The following is an 18131-nucleotide window of genomic DNA, read 5'->3' on the forward strand; positions in this document are numbered from 1 at the left end:
CTCAGATGCTCCCGATTTTTTCTTTGTTGATGGTGATCCACTCTTGCAGATCGGCATCACTCATCCACTCCGTGTTGTTGTCACTGGCGTAGACGAAACCTTCCGGCACTTTCTTGCCGTCCTTGATGCGCTTCTCGCAGTTGGCCCAGTCATTGATGACCGGCAGGATCTTGAAGTGCTCGGCATACTCGTAGGTGTAATAAGCGTCTTCAGCACTGATCATCTGTTCATGCAGTTTCTCGCCCGGGCGGATACCGACGACTTTCTGCCGAGCCTCGGGAGCGACAACCCGTGCCAGGTCGGTCACCTTCATGGACGGGATCTTCTTCACATAGATTTCGCCGCCTTCCATATCTTCGAAAGCATGCCAGACCAGTTCCACGCCCTCTTCCAGGGAGATCATGAAGCGCGTCATACGCTCATCGGTGATCGGCAACTCACCCTTGTCCTTGATCGACATGAAGAACGGGATGACCGAACCACGCGACCCCATCACGTTGCCGTAACGGACCACCGACATGCGCGTGTCATGGCCGCCAGCGTAGGAGTTACCGGCAACAAACAGCTTGTCGGAAGCCAGTTTAGTGGCGCCGTACAGGTTAACCGGGCTGCTGGCCTTGTCGGTGGACAACGCCACGACCCGCTTCACGCCCTTGTCGATGCAGGCGTCGATCAGGTTCATTGCACCATTGATGTTGGTCTTGATGCATTCGAACGGGTTGTACTCCGCAGTCGGAACAATCTTCGTTGCCGCCGCGTGCACCACGTAATCGACGCCATCCAGCGCCCGGTACAGACGATCCTTGTCACGCACGTCACCAATGAAGAAGCGCACGCGGGAATCACCTTCGAATTTCTTCGCCATGTCCCACTGCTTCATTTCATCACGCGAGAAGATGATGATCTTCTTGGGGTTGTACTTGGCCAGTGTCATCGGCACGAACGTGTTGCCGAAGGAGCCGGTACCACCGGTGATGAGAATGGTCTTGTTAGTGAACATGTAACGCGTCCCTATGTAAAATCTGACCAGTTGGTCTTGATGAACTGAATAATGCTGGCCGCGGCCCTTCAAGAAAGCCGTCTGCCGTGCACATTAACTTGAGAAGTAACCATGCCCCTTTCACGGAGCCAGGTAGCGGATCTGCCCGCAGCCCGTACAAGGGCTGCGAACCTGTGTTGACTTACTGGGGATTGCCCAATGGCTCGCCGCCCTTTGCCACCTTCGTCATCCGCAAGACGACAAAGTAACGAATGATCGCCAGCAACACCCCCAACATACCCCCCACGGCCAGGCCCGCTAGAATCATCAGCGACTTTTTCGGCCAGACAGGTTTGAGTGGCTCCAGCGCGTACTGGTCAATGGTGACCAGATTCAAGCGCATCACATCGATATCGAGCTTTTTCAAGCGGGCCATTTCAGAACGCAACGGTTCGATGTTCTGCAAGAACACATCTTCGTTCTCACGCTGTTTCAATGATTCGATCCGGCGATTGTTCTTCAGCAGCATGAGTTCTTTGCCGATCTGCGCCACCCGCGGGTCGGTGAAGTCATCGGAAGTTCGCTGACGGAGGGCCTTGCGCTCGGCCTCCAGGGCATCAGTACCCATGAAGTACAGCGGGATCTGCTGGTTATTGACCTCAGTACGGATCACATTGCCACCAGACTCGCCTTCGCTGGCCATGGCCGAAGGGGTAGACGGTTTCTTCAAGCCCAGCGAACGGGCGATGCTGATGGCTTCATCCAGTTGGGCGATTCGGTCGGCACGGCGCGCCTTGAGCTGAACGCGCAGTGCCCGAAGTTCATCTTGCAGTTGCGCGCGCGTGAGATTGTCCTTCTCCAGCAGCGTGGCAATTTGTGACTCCTTGCCTGCTTCATATCCAGCACGGGCTGCGTCGAGCTTGCCATCCAGTTCGTTCAAGCGGTTCTTGATAATGACCGACAAGTCCGAGGCCACTTGCTGGCGCTCGCTTTCAATGGCGTATTTAACGAAGCCGTTGAGGATCTCGTCACCGTCGACATTCTTTGGATAGCGCAACTCCATGCCAATGTAGGCGCTGAGCAGGTCAACCTTCTTTTTGGGGTCCGGCTGCACCAGCTTGATGGAATTGCGGTTGAACTCTTCGAAAGCTTGTTCGTCGGTCTGGCCAGGCATGCGCAAAGGAGCGAAAAGCTGAGGATTGGCGCGGAAGTAACCCAGGCGCACATCGTAGGAATCAAGCGCGGCGCCGACGCGGGTGAGCGCCTGCTCACGCGGCAGCGAGTAAACACCAGAGCGGTTCAGGGCATCCAGATCGTTGAGCGCAGCAGGGCGCAGCGTGGTGCTGACCTGATACTCGGGAGTGGTGAGGAAGGCATAGGCTCCCGCCGCCGCCCCAACTGCCAGAGTGACAGCAACGATCAGAAATTTCTGCTTCCAGAGGTTTTGAACCACGGCAAAAAAATCGATATCGCTACTTTGGCTTACGGGGGGTATACGGGAAATGCTGGTCACGCACATGCCTGCCTGGTCGAGTAACAATGGCTCCAACGACAAGCGAGGTATCACCAAAATCCTGGTAAGCAGCGCTCCCTGCCCCATTGACTCGATCCCGGAGAAACTTCCCTGTCATCAGACGAGAAAGGCGCGCATTGTGACAGTTTATGCAAAGGCAAACCACTCTCTGGCCAATCTTTGCAGGAAAAGTTCCCGACCAAAAGGTCGCAAAGCCCAGCAAAATTGGCACTTTTTCGGGTTTGCCCGTCAGAAACAGACGAACGGCAGGCAAGGTATTCCAGCACAATTGATCGACAATATCCTGGCGCGCCAGGGCGGCGCGTTTTGACTCAGGGTGTCGACAGGTACTGCGTTTCCAACTCGAGCAGGCCCTTGTTGCGATTCTTGATTCGCTTGGCCGGGATTCCGAAATAGATACCCCAGGCTTCAGTGGATTTGGTCACCAGGGTCATCGCCCCGACAGAACAGCCATCCTCGACGTTGACTCCGGGCACTACGATCGAGGAGGTGCCGATGATCACGTGACGACCAAGTCGGACCGCGGCCTTGGTTTCGCCCTTGAACTGCGCGGGGACCGTGGGATTGGTCATGGTCTTGCCGGAATAGTCATCGGACTGGGCAAATACATGACAGCCATAGGCCAGGCCGGAAAAATCTTCCAGGGTGATACCTGGCTCGCCCCCGGCAACATTGCAGAAAACGGCGATATGCACATTGCGACCGATCGACACCTTACCGGAGACGACACAGAAATCGTCAATTCGGGAGTTATCGCCGATCTCGATCTGGTCGCAGTTGTAAATAGAGGCCTTGTCACTGATCAGTACGTTGGAACCCAGTTTCTTGAACCCTTTTGACGCCAGTTCAGCAGGTGTAAGGAATGCCATTAACGCCTCACCGTTTTATACGCTTCACGAAGAACCACCCTATCAACACTCCCAGATGAAGACAAGGCAGCGCGCGGCTCACAATTTAATGGTACAGATCACGGATCCAGGCGGCGCTGCTGATAGATCCAGTCGACAATTTCACCGTCCGGCGTATAGCCACTAACGGTTTCACGCAGCAACTGGCGAACCCGCCCGTAGTCATCACCGGCAACCGCCGCCAGTAGCCGGTGCAGACGCTCCTTGAGCGTCTCCCAAGGCAGATGATCTTCGGCAGCGCTCATGATCATCGGGTGTCGGGTAGCAACGACGTTGTCACCGATCAGCAATTCTTCATAGAGTTTCTCGCCTGGACGCAGCCCGGTGAACTCAATAGCAATATCGCCGTGCGGATTCTTTTCAGAACGCACGCTTAGCCCGGAAAGGTGGATCATTTTTTCCGCAAGTTCGGCAATGCGGACCGGCTCGCCCATGTCCAGCACGAACACATCCCCACCCTGCCCCATGGAGCCGGCCTGGATAACCAACTGGGCCGCCTCGGGGATGGTCATGAAGTAGCGAGTGATCTTCGGGTGGGTGACCGTCAGTGGCCCGCCCGCCTTGATCTGCTTGTGGAACAACGGAATCACCGAGCCTGACGAGCCCAGCACGTTGCCGAACCGCACCATGGTAAAACGCGTCTTGTTGACCTGGGAGACTTTGTCCGAGTCACCAAACAGAACCGGCGCGAGCTCCTGGCTGAGCGCCTGCAGGGTCATTTCCGCCAGACGCTTGGTACTGCCCATGATATTGGTGGGACGAACCGCCTTGTCCGTGGAGATAAGGACAAAGTTGGCAACTCCGGCCTGCAATGCGCTTTGCGCCGTATTGAGCGTGCCGATGACGTTGTTCAACACGCCTTCGGCGATATTGTGCTCAACCATGGGAACATGCTTGTAGGCTGCAGCGTGATACACCGTATCGACACTCCAGGTCTTCATGACATCCAGCAACTGCGCCTGATTACGGATGGAGCCAAGAATAGGCAAGACCCTTACCGGCAACGAAGACCTGCTGATGGTCTGCTCCAGCTCGCTGAGAATGGTGTAGAGGTTGAACTCACTGTGCTCGAACAACAGCAAGGTAGTAGGTTGCGACTTGAGGATCTGCCGGCACAGCTCCGAACCGATCGAACCACCGGCCCCGGTCACCATTACCGACTGCCCCTTGATGCAACGTTCGATCAGGTCATCCTGTGCCGGAACCGCGTCGCGGCCCAGCAGGTCGGCGATATCCACTTCCTGGATATCATCGACCTTGACCCGGCCACTGGCCAGATCCATGAAGCCGGGCACACTACGCACATGCAGCGGGAAGCCTTCCAGGTAACTGAGTATCTCCCGCCGGCGCGCGCGCGTGGCAGACGGAATGGCCAGGAGAATCTCCTGGGCGCCAGTCATATCGACCATGCGCTGGATATGCTTGGACTTGAAAACCTGCAGACCGGAAATCGTCCGGTCAGTGATGCTGGCGTCATCATCGATGAATGCAACCGGACGCATCACCTTGCCCATGCGCAACGCGGCCACAAGCTGGTTGCCCGCAGCCCCGGCACCGTAGATGGCTACCTTGGGCAAACCATCGTCACGGTTGGTAAAAGGTACATTCTGAATGCCCGCGAACCAGTCACCGAGAAAATACTGACGCATGGCCAGGCGCAAGCCTCCGACCATGATCAGACTCAGCCACCAATAGTTGAACACGATCGAACGGGGGATCACGACTTGATGGTTGCTGTACCAGTAAACCGCTACGCCCAGTATCAGCGAGGACAGGCTCACCGCCTTGATAATGGTCACCAGCGCATCGTTGCCGAAGTAGCGCATCACCGCACGGTACATGCCGAAACGGATAAACAGCGGAATGGCAATCAACGGCGCGGTAACAAATATCCACAGGTGCGTGGTGAAAGGGTTGATGGCTTCTTCAATACCCAGGCGAACGACAAACGCCATCCACAGCGCAATCCAGACCAGTACCACGTCTGCCGCGACTTGAATCAACCGTTTGTAACGGCGCGGCAATGAAACCAGCCAGAGCCGTAGCCTATCGTATTTCACCATCTTCAAACTCCACTACGCCTGAGCCGACACTGCCATTGCTGCAGCATTCCATGTTCATACACCCCGTTCCCGGCGCTCCAGCGGTGGCAACAATTCATCACCACCCTGTGATTTACCAGGGTAACGGCTACCTCATCGAGAAACGATCTTTGCAAGTGTGGCAAAAATGATCTTGATATCGGTCACCACACCATGTTGCTCGACATACTCCAGATAGTACTTCTGCTTGATTGGCAGAATTACATCAATATAGGCCTGCCGAGGATCCGGGTACTGGCCCAGGATCAAACTTTCATCAACCATCTCGATGGATGCCCGATCAGTGATCCCTGGGCGCACCGAGAGCACTTTGCGGCGCACCGATTCTTCATAGCAGTTCATGAATTCTGGTACTTCCGGGCGCGGTCCGACCAGGCTCATGTCCCCCAGCAACACGTCGATGAGCTGCGGCAGCTCATCGATCTTGGTGCGACGTAAAAAACGGCCCGAACGGGTGATGCGCGAATCTTCGCCGATGGTCAGGCGCCCGGCACTTTCCGCGTGCAGCTTCATGGTCCGGAACTTATGAATCCTGAACAGATTACCGAAACGTCCGACACGCTCCTGTCGAAAGAATACCGGCCCGGGCGAATCCAGCTTGACCCACAGAAAAATCGCCAACAGCAACGGCGACAGCACCAGGAGACCCAGCGCAGCACAGACAATGTCAAAGAGCCGCTTAAGCATTGGCCAACACCGATCGCACCGCCGCAATCACACGTTCCTGGTCGGCTTCGGTCATCTTGGTGTAGAGCGGGATCGAAACCTCCTGCTCGAACAGGCTCTGGGCTACCGGGAACTGCTCGGGACTCAGGGCACAGCTTTCACGCCAGTAGGGTTGCAGGTGCAGCGGAATGAAATGCACCGAGCAACCAATGCCCAGTTCGGCCATCTTGATGATGAAGTCGTCGCGCTTGATATTTGCCTCTGCACGCAGACGCAGCGGGAACAGATGCCATGCATGCATGTCGCCAGCAGCGGCCACAGGCGGCAACACCAATGGCAGATCGCTCAGCGCCTCAAGGTAACGCTCGGCCATGGCCTGACGCTTGAGTTGGAAGCCTTCAAGACGACGCAACTGGTGAATGCCCATGGCGGCGGCGACGTCGCTCATGTTGTATTTGAAACCGGGAGCGACAATTTCGTAGAACCAGGCCGGCGTCTTCGACACATAACGATCGAAGGCATCGCGACTGATACCGTGCAGGCGCATGATCCGGCAGCGCTTGGCCAGTTCCGCATTGCGGGTCACCAGCATGCCGCCTTCACCGGTGGTCATGGTTTTGTTGGCGTAGAAACTGAACACTGTGATATCGGACTCGAGGGTACCGATCTTGCTGCCTTTCCAGGTGGTTGGCAGTGCATGCGCAGCATCTTCCACCACCTTCAGGCCATGGCGACGGGCAATCTGCAAAATCGCATCCATGTCACAGCTCAGTCCGGCGAAGTGCACAGGCATGATCGCACGGGTCTTGTCGGTAATCGCCGCCTCGATCGCCGCCGGATCGATATTGAAGGTCTCCTCCAGCACATCCACGATAACCGGCGTGCCGCCCAGATACCGGACAACCTCGGCAGTTGCCGTGAAGGTATAGGACGGCAGAATGACTTCATCGCCTGGGCCGATACCAATGGCTTCCAGCGCCAGGTGCAGCCCGGCGGTTGCCGAGTTCACGGCAATGCTTTCAACATCACCACCAAGAAAACTGGAAAAGTCCGCTTCGAATTGCTTGGCTTTTGGCCCGGTGGTCACCCAGCCGGAACGCAGGGTGTCGACAACTTCATTGATTTCCTCTTCACCCAGTTCAGGAAGAGCGAAGGGCAGGAACGGAGTATTCTGCATAGGTTCACCGCAAGCGTTTGATGTAACGGTTCATGATGCGATTGCCACTTTTCTTCAGCGTGGACTCCAGCACATAACCATTGCGTTGATAAAAACCGTTGACCTCGACATTGGCATCGCGATCAGTTGTCAGGTACACAAAAGCGGCGCCGGATTCGGCAGCCCACGCCTCTACTTCTTGCAGCAGTTGCCTGCCCACACCCTGCCCCTGCGCCTGCGGCGACACCGAAATGGTGCTCAGCAGCACCGCATTCTCGGTATCGAGACTCTCGACCTGATCGCCTCGATAAAACACCGCCGCCCATAATTTTTTGGCGACGAACAACGGGTTCTTCAGCAGGCTCGGCAAGGCGCGCAAGGCAAATGCCAGCCAATGCTTGGCAAACAGGTCCTTGTAGAACAGCGATGGCTGGCGAATGGCAACCGCCAACCCCTTGGGCGCCCGGCCTGCCGAATCATCAGAGGCAAGGATGCAGGCGCACTGTTCGGACTGCAGGTAATGGGTGTAGAGCAAGGCCAGAAACTTCGGCCCCAACTGACTGAGAAAAAAGCCTGGAAACGCCTGAACATGCAAGTCGGCAAATGCCTGGACCTGAGCACTGTCAACCAACCTAACCCGTTCAAGCTTCATAGACATCCTCAACAATTGCCTTCAGTTTGGGCACTGCTCGCTCAGCCGAGTAAAACTCCTGGGCGTATTCACGACCGTTGCGTCCCATTGCGGCCAGACGCTCAGATGAGGCATTGAGCAAATAGTTCATCCCCTCCAGCACTGCCGCATTGGTACGCACACCAATGGTATGGCCCGCATCCGATTTGCCCAGCTCGATCGCCGACTCGCTGCGCTCATCGGCCAGCAACAGAATGGGCCGGCCAGCCAGCATATAGGTGATCAGCTTGGAAGGCACTGAGGCGAACTCCTGACCTGCGGCGGTTGGCAGCAACAAAGCATCTGCGGCACCGAACACTGCCGGAGTCAGTTCGAACGGCCAAGGCGAAAGGAAGTGGCAACGGGACTCCAGACCGCGGGCCTGTAGCAACCGCTTGAGCTCCGGCACCAGCGATCCGTCACCTGCAAACAGGAACACTGCCCGTGGATCGACGCCATCCAGATAACCCATGAACTCATCCAGGCCGGAAGCGACGCCCATATTGCCGCCATACACAAAAAGAAACTGCTCAGGCGCCAGGCGCAAGCCCATCACCTTCTCAAGCTCCGCTCGCGCCTGCTCCTTGGGTAAGGCCTGAATCTGACTGCCTTGTACCCAGTTTCTGACAAGCGTCACCTTCGATGGATCGATTTTTCGCGTCTCGGTATAAGCACGATGGAATCCATCGGAAATCACCACCAAGTGATCGCAGTTACGCGCGATGAGCGTATCAAGCTTGAGCAGGCCGCGATAAATGCCGCCGGTTTCCTCGATACGCTTTTGCACGGCCAAGGACTCCGGATACAGGTCCTGGACACTGGCGACCACCTTGATGCCCTTGAGCCTGGCCGCCATCAGCAGCAGGCCGAGGGAGAACAACGGCCACACGTTGGCGTAGATCACATCAACCTTGCGCTGACGCAAGATGAAGAAAAATACTGACAACCCGAAGGAGATGTTCTCCAGAAATCGTGAGACGAAGCTGGATTTTTTCGAAGAAAAGGCAAACAGGCGTGACACCGGAAACGGCATGTTCAAACCGGCGATCTTCTCATCCAGCCCTTCGGCGGCGACGTTGCGGGTTGGTGTCGGACATGCCACCAGCACCTCATGCCCTTGGGCATGCAGGTACTGGGCGACATCAGCACTGGTTCTGGCACTCACCACCGGCTCGGGCGGAAAAACACAACTCGCAACTAAGACTTTCAACCGCAACCCCTCGCTTACGCCCGCCCGTAGATATCTTCGAAACGAACAATGTCGTCTTCACCCAGATAAGAACCCGATTGCACCTCGATCAGCTCGAGGGGCACTTTTCCTGGGTTCTCCAGGGCATGCACCTGACCGATAGGAATATAGGTCGACTGGTTTTCGGTCACCAGATAGGTTTCCTTGCCATTGGTGACCTTCGCCGTACCGCTGACCACGATCCAGTGCTCGGCACGGTGATGATGCATCTGCACCGACAGCTTGGCGCCCGGCTTTACAGTGATACGCTTGACCTGGTAGCGATGCCCCTGGTCTATGGCCTCGTAGCTACCCCACGGGCGATACACTTCGCTGTTGCAATGAAACTCCTGGCGCTGCTGGGCCTTGAGGTTCTCAACGATTTTCTTGACCCCCTGGACCTTGTCCTTGTGCGCTACCAGCAGAGCATCCTTGGTCTCAACGATGATCAGGTCGCGGACCCCTACGGCAGCCACCAGGCGGCTGGTCGACTTGATGTAGCTGTGCTCCACTTCATCAGCCATGACATCGCCGCTGACGACGTTGCCACTTTCATCCTTCTGGCCAACATCCCACAAGGCGGACCAGGAACCGATATCGTTCCAGCCGGCATTCATTGGCACTACTACCGCATCGGCAGTCTTTTCCATGACGGCGTAGTCGATGGAGTCGCTCGGGCAGCGTGCAAAGGCCTCGGCACCGACGCGGGTGAAATGCAGATCACGGGAACTTTGCTCCAGGGCTTCGGCGCAACAAGCATGGATCTGCGGAGCAAACGCCTTGACCTCGTCAAGCAGACGGCTTGCCTTGAACAGAAACATACCGCTGTTCCACAGGAACTTCTTGCTGGCCAGATAGCGTTGGGCGGTGGCCAGGTCTGGCTTTTCGACAAACCGTGCAATCGCATACCCAGAACCCATGGCCGGCCCCTGTTCGATATAGCCGTAGCCGGTTTCCGGAGACAGCGGCTGGATGCCGAAGGTGACTAGCTTGCCTGCCTGAGCCAGCGGCAATGCGCTGCGAACGCACTGCTGGAAAACTTCGGCATCACTGATCAAATGATCTGCCGCCAGTACCAACAGGAGCGGATCCTGACCGTCCTGTACGGCCTTCAGGGCAGCAAGCGTAATAGCAGCGGCGGTGTTGCGCGCCACAGGCTCGAGAAGTAGCTCGCAATCATCGAAACCCAACTGGCGCATCTGTTCCGCGGCAACGAAACGATGGGCTTCGTTGCAGATGATTTGCGGCTTCAGATCGGTAAGACCGGACAGGCGCTCGACCGTCACCTGGAGCATGGTGTGCTCATCTGCCAATGACAGGAATTGCTTCGGGTTGAGCTCACGGGACATTGGCCACAAACGCGACCCGGAGCCGCCAGCCATCACAATAGGTAAAATCATAAGCCACCCAGGACCGAAGTATACGGTTGCACAAAGCCTAGGACTTGCAACACATAGATGATTTGGAATGTTGATACTGCGAGCATCCCTGCAGCGCCGACAACGCGACCAAACAGAATGGCGTACGCAAGCAGCGAGAATACCATGAAATGATTGAAAATATCCGATATCCGGTAGGCCACAACCTGGGCATCGTGCAACGCCAGCAAGATCAGCAAGCCACTTAGATGGAGGATCACCGAGTAAGCAATAAAGGGCTGTTGGCGCTGTATACGAGCAAACATGAAGACCAACGGCGATAACAGCGCAAAATGAAATATCGCCCGAAAAAAGTTGATCGAACCACCCTGACCACTAAGAATATTATTAATATAAAAGTCGAGCCTAGGATTCTCCAGCAGCGACAAGAGCTGTAAAAACCCTTTAAGCACACTGATGTCCAGCAAGTAGAGTGCAAACAGCGCGCAGCAACACAAATATATATAAAATACCGTACGCACCCCGGCTGCGCGGAGCAACATAAAGGGCAGAAACAGAATGGCCGAATAATGAAATAACACGGCCCCACACAAGACCGCCAGACTTTTCGACCACTGCCCGTTAAACACCAGGTAAGCTGAACACATTACCAAGCCGGTGGCCACACCGATACGAATCTGCGTGAAGTCCTGCAGCAAGAAGAAGTAAGACAGGTAAATTGCAACACTCAACCAACGATACGGTGTTGCCCGCTCCATCACATAAAATTTGCTACCGACGCCCAAAACCGCGTAAAAAACAAACAGCAGTATCGCTGAACCCGTCAGTAGCGAAGACAGCTTAGCCAGACCGAAAAAAGTTGGCTCGACAAAAAACGGCCCAAATTCACCAGAAACAATACCTGCATAATAATCAAGGTAGTTCCCGTGATCGTCCGATACCCCGGGCGCCTGGAAGGCACACATGGCAATCAGCAAGGCGGCCAAGCCCCAGTAGCAAAGCTTGCGCTTGCCACCCAGCAACGAGAGTAGCGCCGAAACCAGGAAAGGCAGATAGTAGAAAAGCATACGACGCAACCCTAGACAGAACCCCGAGCGACCATGTGAAACAGAGCAACTGCCCGCTTCGCTTAACCCTCAGCCCTGATCGAAATAGTCCAAGACATGCTGATGCACGCACAACGAAGTTGTGCGCACGTCGACCCAGCGATATTCAGCATGCTGTTCACGTGGCAGGCTTTCAAGTGCCGAATCTGCCAGTAACAGGGTATAGGCGAGTACCACATAGTGAGTGCCCGAATCGTACTCATCTGCCGAAAAGTAACTATCGCGGTAGAAGTGTTCGTACACACCGCGAAACGTCGCGCTCGCCATTAACAGTTGCACCCCGAGCTCGGAGTGACTGATGCGGCGAAACGCCTGTTCCAGTGACTCGTTCTTGCGCACCCGCCCCCCGGGGGTAAACCAGTATCCCTGGGCGGGACGATTCAAACGCTCGCCCAGAAGCACTTGCCCGTGCTCATTCAACACGAGCAGGTCAATCGCTATCAGAGGCGTATGCATGACGACTGTGCGGAATGCATCCGCCTGCAGATAGCCGGCCATTAGCGTCTGGCCGAACTTTCGTGATCGACAAACCACTGATAGGCATCGACCAGGCCATCTTCGAGACTGATAGAGGCCTGCCAGCCGAGGTTCTTCAAACGAGAGACGTCCAGCAGCTTTCTTGGCGTGCCATCAGGCTTGCTGGCATCAAAGCCAAGACGCCCCTGATAACCGGTCACTCGACAAATGGTTTCAGCCAGCTCACGAATAGTGCAGTCGACGCCTGTCCCCACGTTAATGTGTGACAAGGTCGGCTGGGTATGTTGCTGATACACCTGCGACTCCATGTTCATGACATGCAGGCAGGCCGCCGCCATATCATCTACGTGCAGAAACTCGCGCATCGGTGTGCCGCTGCCCCAGATGACCACCTCCTGGTCACCCCGCACCTTGGCTTCATGAAAACGACGAATCAGCGCCGGAATCACATGGCTGTTTTGCGGATGATAGTTGTCATGAGGGCCGTACAGGTTGGTCGGCATGACACTGCGGTAATCCACCCCATACTGGCGGTTGTAACTTTCACACAGCTTGATACCGGCAATCTTGGCGATGGCGTAAGGCTCGTTGGTAGGCTCCAGTACGCCAGTCAACAACGCTCGCTCTTCAATTGGTTGCTCAGCGAACTTTGGATAGATACACGAAGACCCGAGAAACAGCAGCTTTTTTACGCCGCTGGCGTACGCGCCCTGAATGATGTTGGCCTCAATCATCAGGTTTTCATAAATGAACTGAGCTGGGTATTCATTGTTGGCATGAATACCCCCTACCTTGGCCGCTGCCAGGTAAACCTGATCGATCTGCTGCTCGGCAAAGAACGCACTGACCTGGCGCTGATCCAGCAGGTCGAGCTCTTCCCGGGTTCGCGTAACGATGTTGGTGTAGCCCTGCTGCTTCAATGCACGCATCAATGCCGAGCCGACCATACCGCGGTCACCGGCAACGAAAACCGTTTCTTTACTCACGATTAACGCTCCACCGCTACATGCACGTCATGACCATGGGACTTGAGCAGCGCGTGGCGCTGGGCCACCTTGAGATCTTCGCTGACCATTTCCGCACACATCTCCTGAACGGTAATTTCCGGCACCCAGCCCAGCTTCTCTTTTGCCTTGGCTGGATCGCCCAGCAAAGTTTCTACTTCCGCAGGACGGAAGTAGCGCGGGTCGACACGCACAATGACATCGCCAACCTTCAGCGCTGGCGCCTTGTCACCTTCGATGGCGGAAACGATCGCAACCTCATCAACACCCGTGCCTTCGAAGCGCAACGAGACACCCAACTCCGCTGCTGACCACTCGACGAACTGGCGAACCGAGTACTGCACACCCGTAGCAATGACGAAGTCATCAGCAACTTCCTGCTGCAGCATCATCCACTGCATGCGAACGTAGTCCTTGGCATGCCCCCAGTCACGCAGCGCGTCCATGTTGCCCAGGTACAGGCAATCTTCCAGCCCCTGACTGATATTGGCCAAGGCACGGGTAATCTTGCGGGTCACGAAAGTCTCGCCGCGACGCGGCGACTCGTGGTTGAAGAGAATACCGTTACAGGCATACATACCGTAGGCTTCACGGTAGTTGACCGTGATCCAGTAGGCATACATCTTCGCCACCGCATAGGGCGAGCGCGGATAGAACGGCGTGGTTTCACGCTGCGGCGTCTCTTGGACGAGGCCATACAGTTCAGAGGTCGACGCCTGATAGAAGCGGGTTTTCTTTTCCAGGCCGAGCAAGCGAATGGCTTCGAGAATCCGCAGGGTACCCAAGGCATCGACATCCGCGGTGTACTCAGGCGACTCAAAACTTACCGCAACATGAGACTGGGCGCCCAGGTTGTAGACTTCATCAGGCTGAACTTCCTTGATGATGCGGGTCAAGTTGGAAGCGTCGGAAAGATCACCGTAGTGCAAAACGAAATTCTGATTGGCAACATGTGGATCCTGATAGATATGGTCCACACGCTGGGTATTGAATGAAGAAGCCCGGCGCTTGATTCCGTGAACTTCGTAACCTTTTTCCAGCAGCAATTCGGCGAGATAAGAACCGTCTTGCCCGGTAACGCCAGTAATTAAAGCTTTCTTTTTCATTTCAATTATCCAGTTCTATATTTCAGCCGAAATCAAATCAGAAACCCTGTCAGCCCAGTGCAGATGGCTGAACACACGCGCTGCGCGCTCGTGAATGACGCCGGGTTGCTCGAGATCAGGCGCTTGCGCCCGGTAAACACTGAGGATACGTGCTGCCATTTGCCGGACATCAAGCCGGTCGACGATAAAACCATTGCGACCTTCTTCCACGAGCTCCGTGGCGATGCCGACATCAAATGCCACTACGGGTACGCCACACATTAGCGCTTCCCCTACCATCATAGGGCCAGCATCTTCGATTGACGTACTGACAAACAGATCAGACTTACGATAAAGCGCCGCCAACGCGGCATCGCCTTGACAGTAGTCGAATTGGATCACTTTAACACGCTCAAGACCCAGATGAGAGAAGCGATCCGGCGCCAGGCACAGGAGACCAATCTCCTCCCCCGCGAGCAACTGCTGCTCCAGACAGACGAGCACTAGGGAGAGGTATTCAAAACCCTTGCGCGGGTCGTCAGCATCATTGGCATTGGTAAGCATCCGGAACTGCACCGAACGCTCCGGAGCACGCTGCGCCAATTCTGGCTTGAACAGGTCGGCGTCCAGCGGCAGCGACAACAGCTGATGGTCAGCATATTGAATGGCAGAGCGCTTTCCGGCCTCATGAATGCGCTGGCTACCCGACAATAATGTCGCCTTCATCTGCAGAATGTTCACCGACTTGGCGCGCAACTGATAAGCCGCATAATTTTTCTGGCGCTGATCGAGCGCCGGACAATCAGAGCAATCGACCTGGAAACCCGTGCACTGCCAGTAGTAGTGGCAGCCACCGGTCAGGTGCGCCATGTCCATTGAGGTGTAATACACCTTGCAACCAGTTTTTCTCTGGATCCGCAGGACATCGAAGCTGTTGGCAAAGCCCGCAACCCAGTGCACAAAGAGCACATCTGCCGAGGTAATACGCTGAACCAGCTCGGGATTGATGCCTTGAACCGCGGACTCGCCGACAGAAAAGAACAGGTACTTTCTTTTTGCCGAAAATCGCTCGCGAGCGGCAAAGTGGGCCCGCACCCTGGAGAACACTTTTGATGGCAAGTGCTTCCTGGCAAACGCCTTGATGCGGACCTTGAACAGTTCGCTCACCACCCGCGTTACCGCCGGCACGGTATGGGACGATCGGGATTCAGCCACAAACAATTGCGAGTCGTGCCCGGCTGCCAGCAAGGACGCGTGAAAGCGCAAAGCCGCACTGCCGGCACCACCAAAATCATTGGTAGACAAGTGAATGACCCTGGCACTGAGCGCTTGCTGCGCCCGCTCGGACGCACCGGTTTCCTTGAGACTCAACGCTGCTTCCTCATATAAACCCGCAAACCGATCAAGCAAATAACGAAGTACAGGATATAAGTAACAACGTATGCTTGCATAACACTTTCAACGCCCACCTGAGCGCGACTCATCAGCCAGGCACCCAACAAAAACAAACCGCCCTGGAGCACCTCGGCAATAATATATAATTTCGTTGCCGCCTTCGCCACGGCGATAAAACCGATTACATAGGCCGATATTTTGAAAAAGTCCCCCAGCAACTGATAAATAATCAGGTCGGCCAGCGGGCTAAACTCTTCGGAAAAAATAAGCTTTATGAAGATCGTTCGCCCCAGGTACAGCGTCCCCGCACCAAGGACAAAAATAGCCTGAACCAGATACAGGTGCCGGAGAGTCATCTTCACCACGACAGTACTGTTCTGTTCAGGGGAAATCCGTGGCACAAAATAGAAGGCCAGGAACATGGTAAAGAAACCCAGGTACGCCGCAGAAAAGCGAATCGCCGCCTGCCAGATCCCCGCATCGTGATAGCCCACCTGGGAAATCAACATGCTGCGCACAGTGATTTCTACCAGCGGGAATGCCAGCGTGCTGACCACCAGCATTGTGGTATAGGCAAACAATTGCCGGAACGACAGCCCATCAATCTTGAATAGGCGAATCCGCCCCCAAAAAGGTGAGCGACGGTAAAAGTACAGTGCTGGTAGCGCGCACAAGGATGAAGCCAGAACGATGGAAACCCCGGCCCCATACTCCAGATAACGGGAGATACAGAACCATAACAAAGGGACCGCCAGGACGTTGCCAAGAATCTGGCTGTAAGCGAAAACGTGGGTTACACGCAAGCCATTGGTGACACCGAAAACAACATTTGCAAACGCCAGTGCCAACTGGGCAATGGCCAGCAGAATGATGATCGACTGATAGTCATCGACACCAAATACAAACAGTGAAAGCGGCCGTGAAAGCACTATCCCCGCAATACAAACCAACAGGGAGAATAACAGGGCATAGGTGACCGCAGCCGAAATGAAACGCAGCAGTTTCCTGGGCGTCTGGTGGTACTCAGAACAGTACTTGACCAACGCATTGATGATGCCGCCTCCGGAAAGAATCGTCAGCACACTGACAACACTCATCAGGTGCCCGAGCTTACCCACGCCCTCCGGACCAAGATAAACAGCCATGACTTTAAGAAGGATGAAGCCCATGAGCACTTTCGATGCATGGGCGCCACCCGTGAACAGGGCTGAACGGACAGCACTCATTGAATTGAACTCAGCCCCTCGAGCGCTGCATCAATGACGGTAGCCACCATGGCATCCGTCATGTTGAACCAGACCGGAAGGCGAACCAGTCGTTCACTGTCACGAGTCGTTACTACGTCGTCACCGACAAACCTGCCGAACTGCTGGCCTGCAGGGCTGGCATGCAGAGGGATATAGTGGAATGGCGTCAAGATTTCGCGCTGACGCATATGGCTGATGAACTGCGCACGCTGGTCGAGCGACTGGAGTTTCAGGTAGTACATATGGCCATTGTGCTCGCAGCCCTCCGGAACCTGGGGACGCTGAACCAGCCCATGCAATTCCGAAGCCGCAAAGGCCTGGTGATACATATCCCAGATTTGCAGTCGACGGGCATTGATCTCTTTCGATTTTTCCAACTGTGCATAGAGGTAAGCAGCCTGCAACTCACCCGGCAAGAAACTTGAGCCAATGTCACGCCACGTGTACTTGTCGACCTGCCCACGAAAGAACTGCGAGCGGTTCGTACCTTTCTCACGAATGACTTCTGCACGCAAAACAAAGCGCTCGTCATTAATCAGCAGCAAGCCCCCCTCACCACCGCTGGTATAGTTCTTGGTCTCGTGAAAGCTGTAAGCCGCCAAATGCCCAATGGTGCCCAGCGGCCGTCCTTTGTAGGTCGACATCATGCCTTGAGCCGCATCTTCGACAACGAACAGGCCGTACTTCTCGGCAATGGCCATCAACGTGTCCATTTCGCAGGCAACACCGGCATAGTGCACAGGAACGATCGCTTTTGTTCGTTCGGTAATCGCCTGTTCAACCAAGGTTTCGTCGATATTCATGGTGTCAGCCCGAACATCAACAAAGACAATTTTGGCACCGCGCAAAACAAAGGCGTTGGCGGTACTGACAAAGGTATAGCTTGGCATGATGACTTCATCGCCAGGGCCAATATCCAGAAGCAGTGCTGCCATTTCGAGCGCCTGGGTACAGGACGGCGTTAACAACGTGCGCAAGCAAGCAAAGCTTGTCTCAAACCACTGTTGGCAGCGTTGACTAAACTCGCCATCTCCGGACATTTTATCGCTGCGCATCGCCGCAATAACGTACTGATCTTCCGCACCGGTGTAAGGTGGTTTGTTGAACGGAATCATGCTACACCCTCGAAAATTCGCTTTCAGGCCGCCTTGCTGCACGATAGCAAAGCGGGCCTCACGATAAAACAGAGCCTGCC

General features: G+C 55.3%; 17 protein-coding genes. 1 reads left to right on the top strand and 16 read right to left on the bottom strand.

Annotated elements, in window-relative coordinates; genetic code table 11:
- Position 1: 1 nt before the first annotated feature.
- Together pseB and LOY54_RS20105 are read right to left on the bottom strand one after the other, a co-directional pair.
- Positions 2 to 1000, bottom strand: coding sequence for a UDP-N-acetylglucosamine 4,6-dehydratase (inverting) (pseB, locus tag LOY54_RS20100; RefSeq protein WP_045195347.1), 999 nt, complete (start codon positions 998 to 1000; stop codon positions 2 to 4).
- A 181-nt stretch (positions 1001 to 1181) separates the two neighbouring features.
- The gene (locus LOY54_RS20105; protein ID WP_258607685.1) at positions 1182 to 2492 is read right to left on the bottom strand and encodes a Wzz/FepE/Etk N-terminal domain-containing protein; all 1311 of its coding nucleotides are present in this window, start codon (positions 2490 to 2492) and stop codon (positions 1182 to 1184) included.
- On the opposite strand from LOY54_RS20105, the gene LOY54_RS20110 reads away from it, so the two are divergent.
- The gene (locus tag LOY54_RS20110; protein ID WP_258607687.1) at positions 2482 to 2823 is read left to right on the top strand and encodes a hypothetical protein; all 342 of its coding nucleotides are present in this window, start codon (positions 2482 to 2484) and stop codon (positions 2821 to 2823) included. The two genes, LOY54_RS20105 and LOY54_RS20110, sit on opposite strands and share 11 nt — an antisense overlap.
- 1 nt (position 2824) lies before the next feature.
- On the opposite strand, the gene LOY54_RS20115 is transcribed toward LOY54_RS20110, so the two are convergent.
- The 14 genes from LOY54_RS20115 to rffA form a co-directional block, all read right to left on the bottom strand.
- Positions 2825 to 3382, bottom strand: a complete 558-nt coding sequence (locus LOY54_RS20115) for an O-acetyltransferase (RefSeq protein ID WP_093380442.1) — start codon at positions 3380 to 3382, stop codon at positions 2825 to 2827.
- A 98-nt stretch (positions 3383 to 3480) separates the two neighbouring features.
- A complete protein-coding gene (locus tag LOY54_RS20120; RefSeq protein WP_045195352.1) occupies positions 3481 to 5484 on the bottom strand; it encodes a nucleoside-diphosphate sugar epimerase/dehydratase in 2004 nt (667 codons plus the stop codon).
- A 132-nt stretch (positions 5485 to 5616) separates the two neighbouring features.
- The gene (locus tag LOY54_RS20125) at positions 5617 to 6210 is read right to left on the bottom strand and encodes a sugar transferase (RefSeq protein ID WP_045195354.1); all 594 of its coding nucleotides are present in this window, start codon (positions 6208 to 6210) and stop codon (positions 5617 to 5619) included.
- Positions 6203 to 7366, bottom strand: coding sequence for a DegT/DnrJ/EryC1/StrS aminotransferase family protein (locus tag LOY54_RS20130; RefSeq protein ID WP_045195356.1), 1164 nt, complete (start codon positions 7364 to 7366; stop codon positions 6203 to 6205). The genes LOY54_RS20125 and LOY54_RS20130 overlap by 8 nt, the downstream gene beginning before the upstream one ends.
- Positions 7367 to 7370: 4 nt before the next feature.
- Entirely contained in the window at positions 7371 to 7796 is a 426-nt protein-coding gene (locus tag LOY54_RS20135; protein WP_213603513.1) for an N-acetyltransferase, read from the bottom strand.
- Between the two features lie 190 nt (positions 7797 to 7986).
- Positions 7987 to 9180: a glycosyltransferase family 4 protein gene (locus LOY54_RS20140; protein WP_258607689.1), complete on the bottom strand. Its 1194-nt coding sequence runs from the start codon at positions 9178 to 9180 to the stop codon at positions 7987 to 7989.
- Positions 9181 to 9239: 59 nt separating this feature from the next.
- On the bottom strand, positions 9240 to 10643 hold the full coding sequence (locus LOY54_RS20145; RefSeq protein WP_258607691.1) for a mannose-1-phosphate guanylyltransferase/mannose-6-phosphate isomerase: 1404 nt from the start codon (positions 10641 to 10643) through the stop codon (positions 9240 to 9242).
- Entirely contained in the window at positions 10640 to 11689 is a 1050-nt protein-coding gene (locus LOY54_RS20150) for an EpsG family protein (RefSeq protein WP_258607693.1), read from the bottom strand. Before LOY54_RS20150 ends, LOY54_RS20145 begins: the two co-directional genes overlap by 4 nt.
- Positions 11690 to 11758: 69 nt before the next feature.
- Complete coding sequence (locus LOY54_RS20155) at positions 11759 to 12226, bottom strand: GDP-mannose mannosyl hydrolase (RefSeq protein WP_258607695.1); 468 nt, start codon at positions 12224 to 12226, stop codon at positions 11759 to 11761.
- Complete coding sequence (locus LOY54_RS20160) at positions 12226 to 13191, bottom strand: GDP-L-fucose synthase (protein ID WP_093380434.1); 966 nt, start codon at positions 13189 to 13191, stop codon at positions 12226 to 12228. Before LOY54_RS20160 ends, LOY54_RS20155 begins: the two co-directional genes overlap by 1 nt.
- 2 nt (positions 13192 to 13193) lie before the next feature.
- Positions 13194 to 14315: a GDP-mannose 4,6-dehydratase gene (gmd, locus tag LOY54_RS20165; protein WP_045195372.1), complete on the bottom strand. Its 1122-nt coding sequence runs from the start codon at positions 14313 to 14315 to the stop codon at positions 13194 to 13196.
- Between the two features lie 15 nt (positions 14316 to 14330).
- Positions 14331 to 15665 (bottom strand): glycosyltransferase, encoded by a 1335-nt coding sequence (locus LOY54_RS20170; protein ID WP_258607697.1) that lies wholly within the window; start codon positions 15663 to 15665, stop codon positions 14331 to 14333.
- Positions 15662 to 16915 (bottom strand): O-antigen translocase, encoded by a 1254-nt coding sequence (locus LOY54_RS20175; protein WP_258607699.1) that lies wholly within the window; start codon positions 16913 to 16915, stop codon positions 15662 to 15664. The genes LOY54_RS20170 and LOY54_RS20175 overlap by 4 nt, the downstream gene beginning before the upstream one ends.
- On the bottom strand, positions 16912 to 18051 hold the full coding sequence (gene rffA / locus LOY54_RS20180; protein ID WP_258610741.1) for a dTDP-4-amino-4,6-dideoxygalactose transaminase: 1140 nt from the start codon (positions 18049 to 18051) through the stop codon (positions 16912 to 16914). The genes LOY54_RS20175 and rffA overlap by 4 nt, the downstream gene beginning before the upstream one ends.
- Positions 18052 to 18131 lie beyond the last annotated feature (80 nt).

Source organism: Pseudomonas sp. B21-032 (genome assembly GCF_024748965.1).
Taxonomy (GTDB): Bacteria; Pseudomonadota; Gammaproteobacteria; order Pseudomonadales; family Pseudomonadaceae; genus Aquipseudomonas.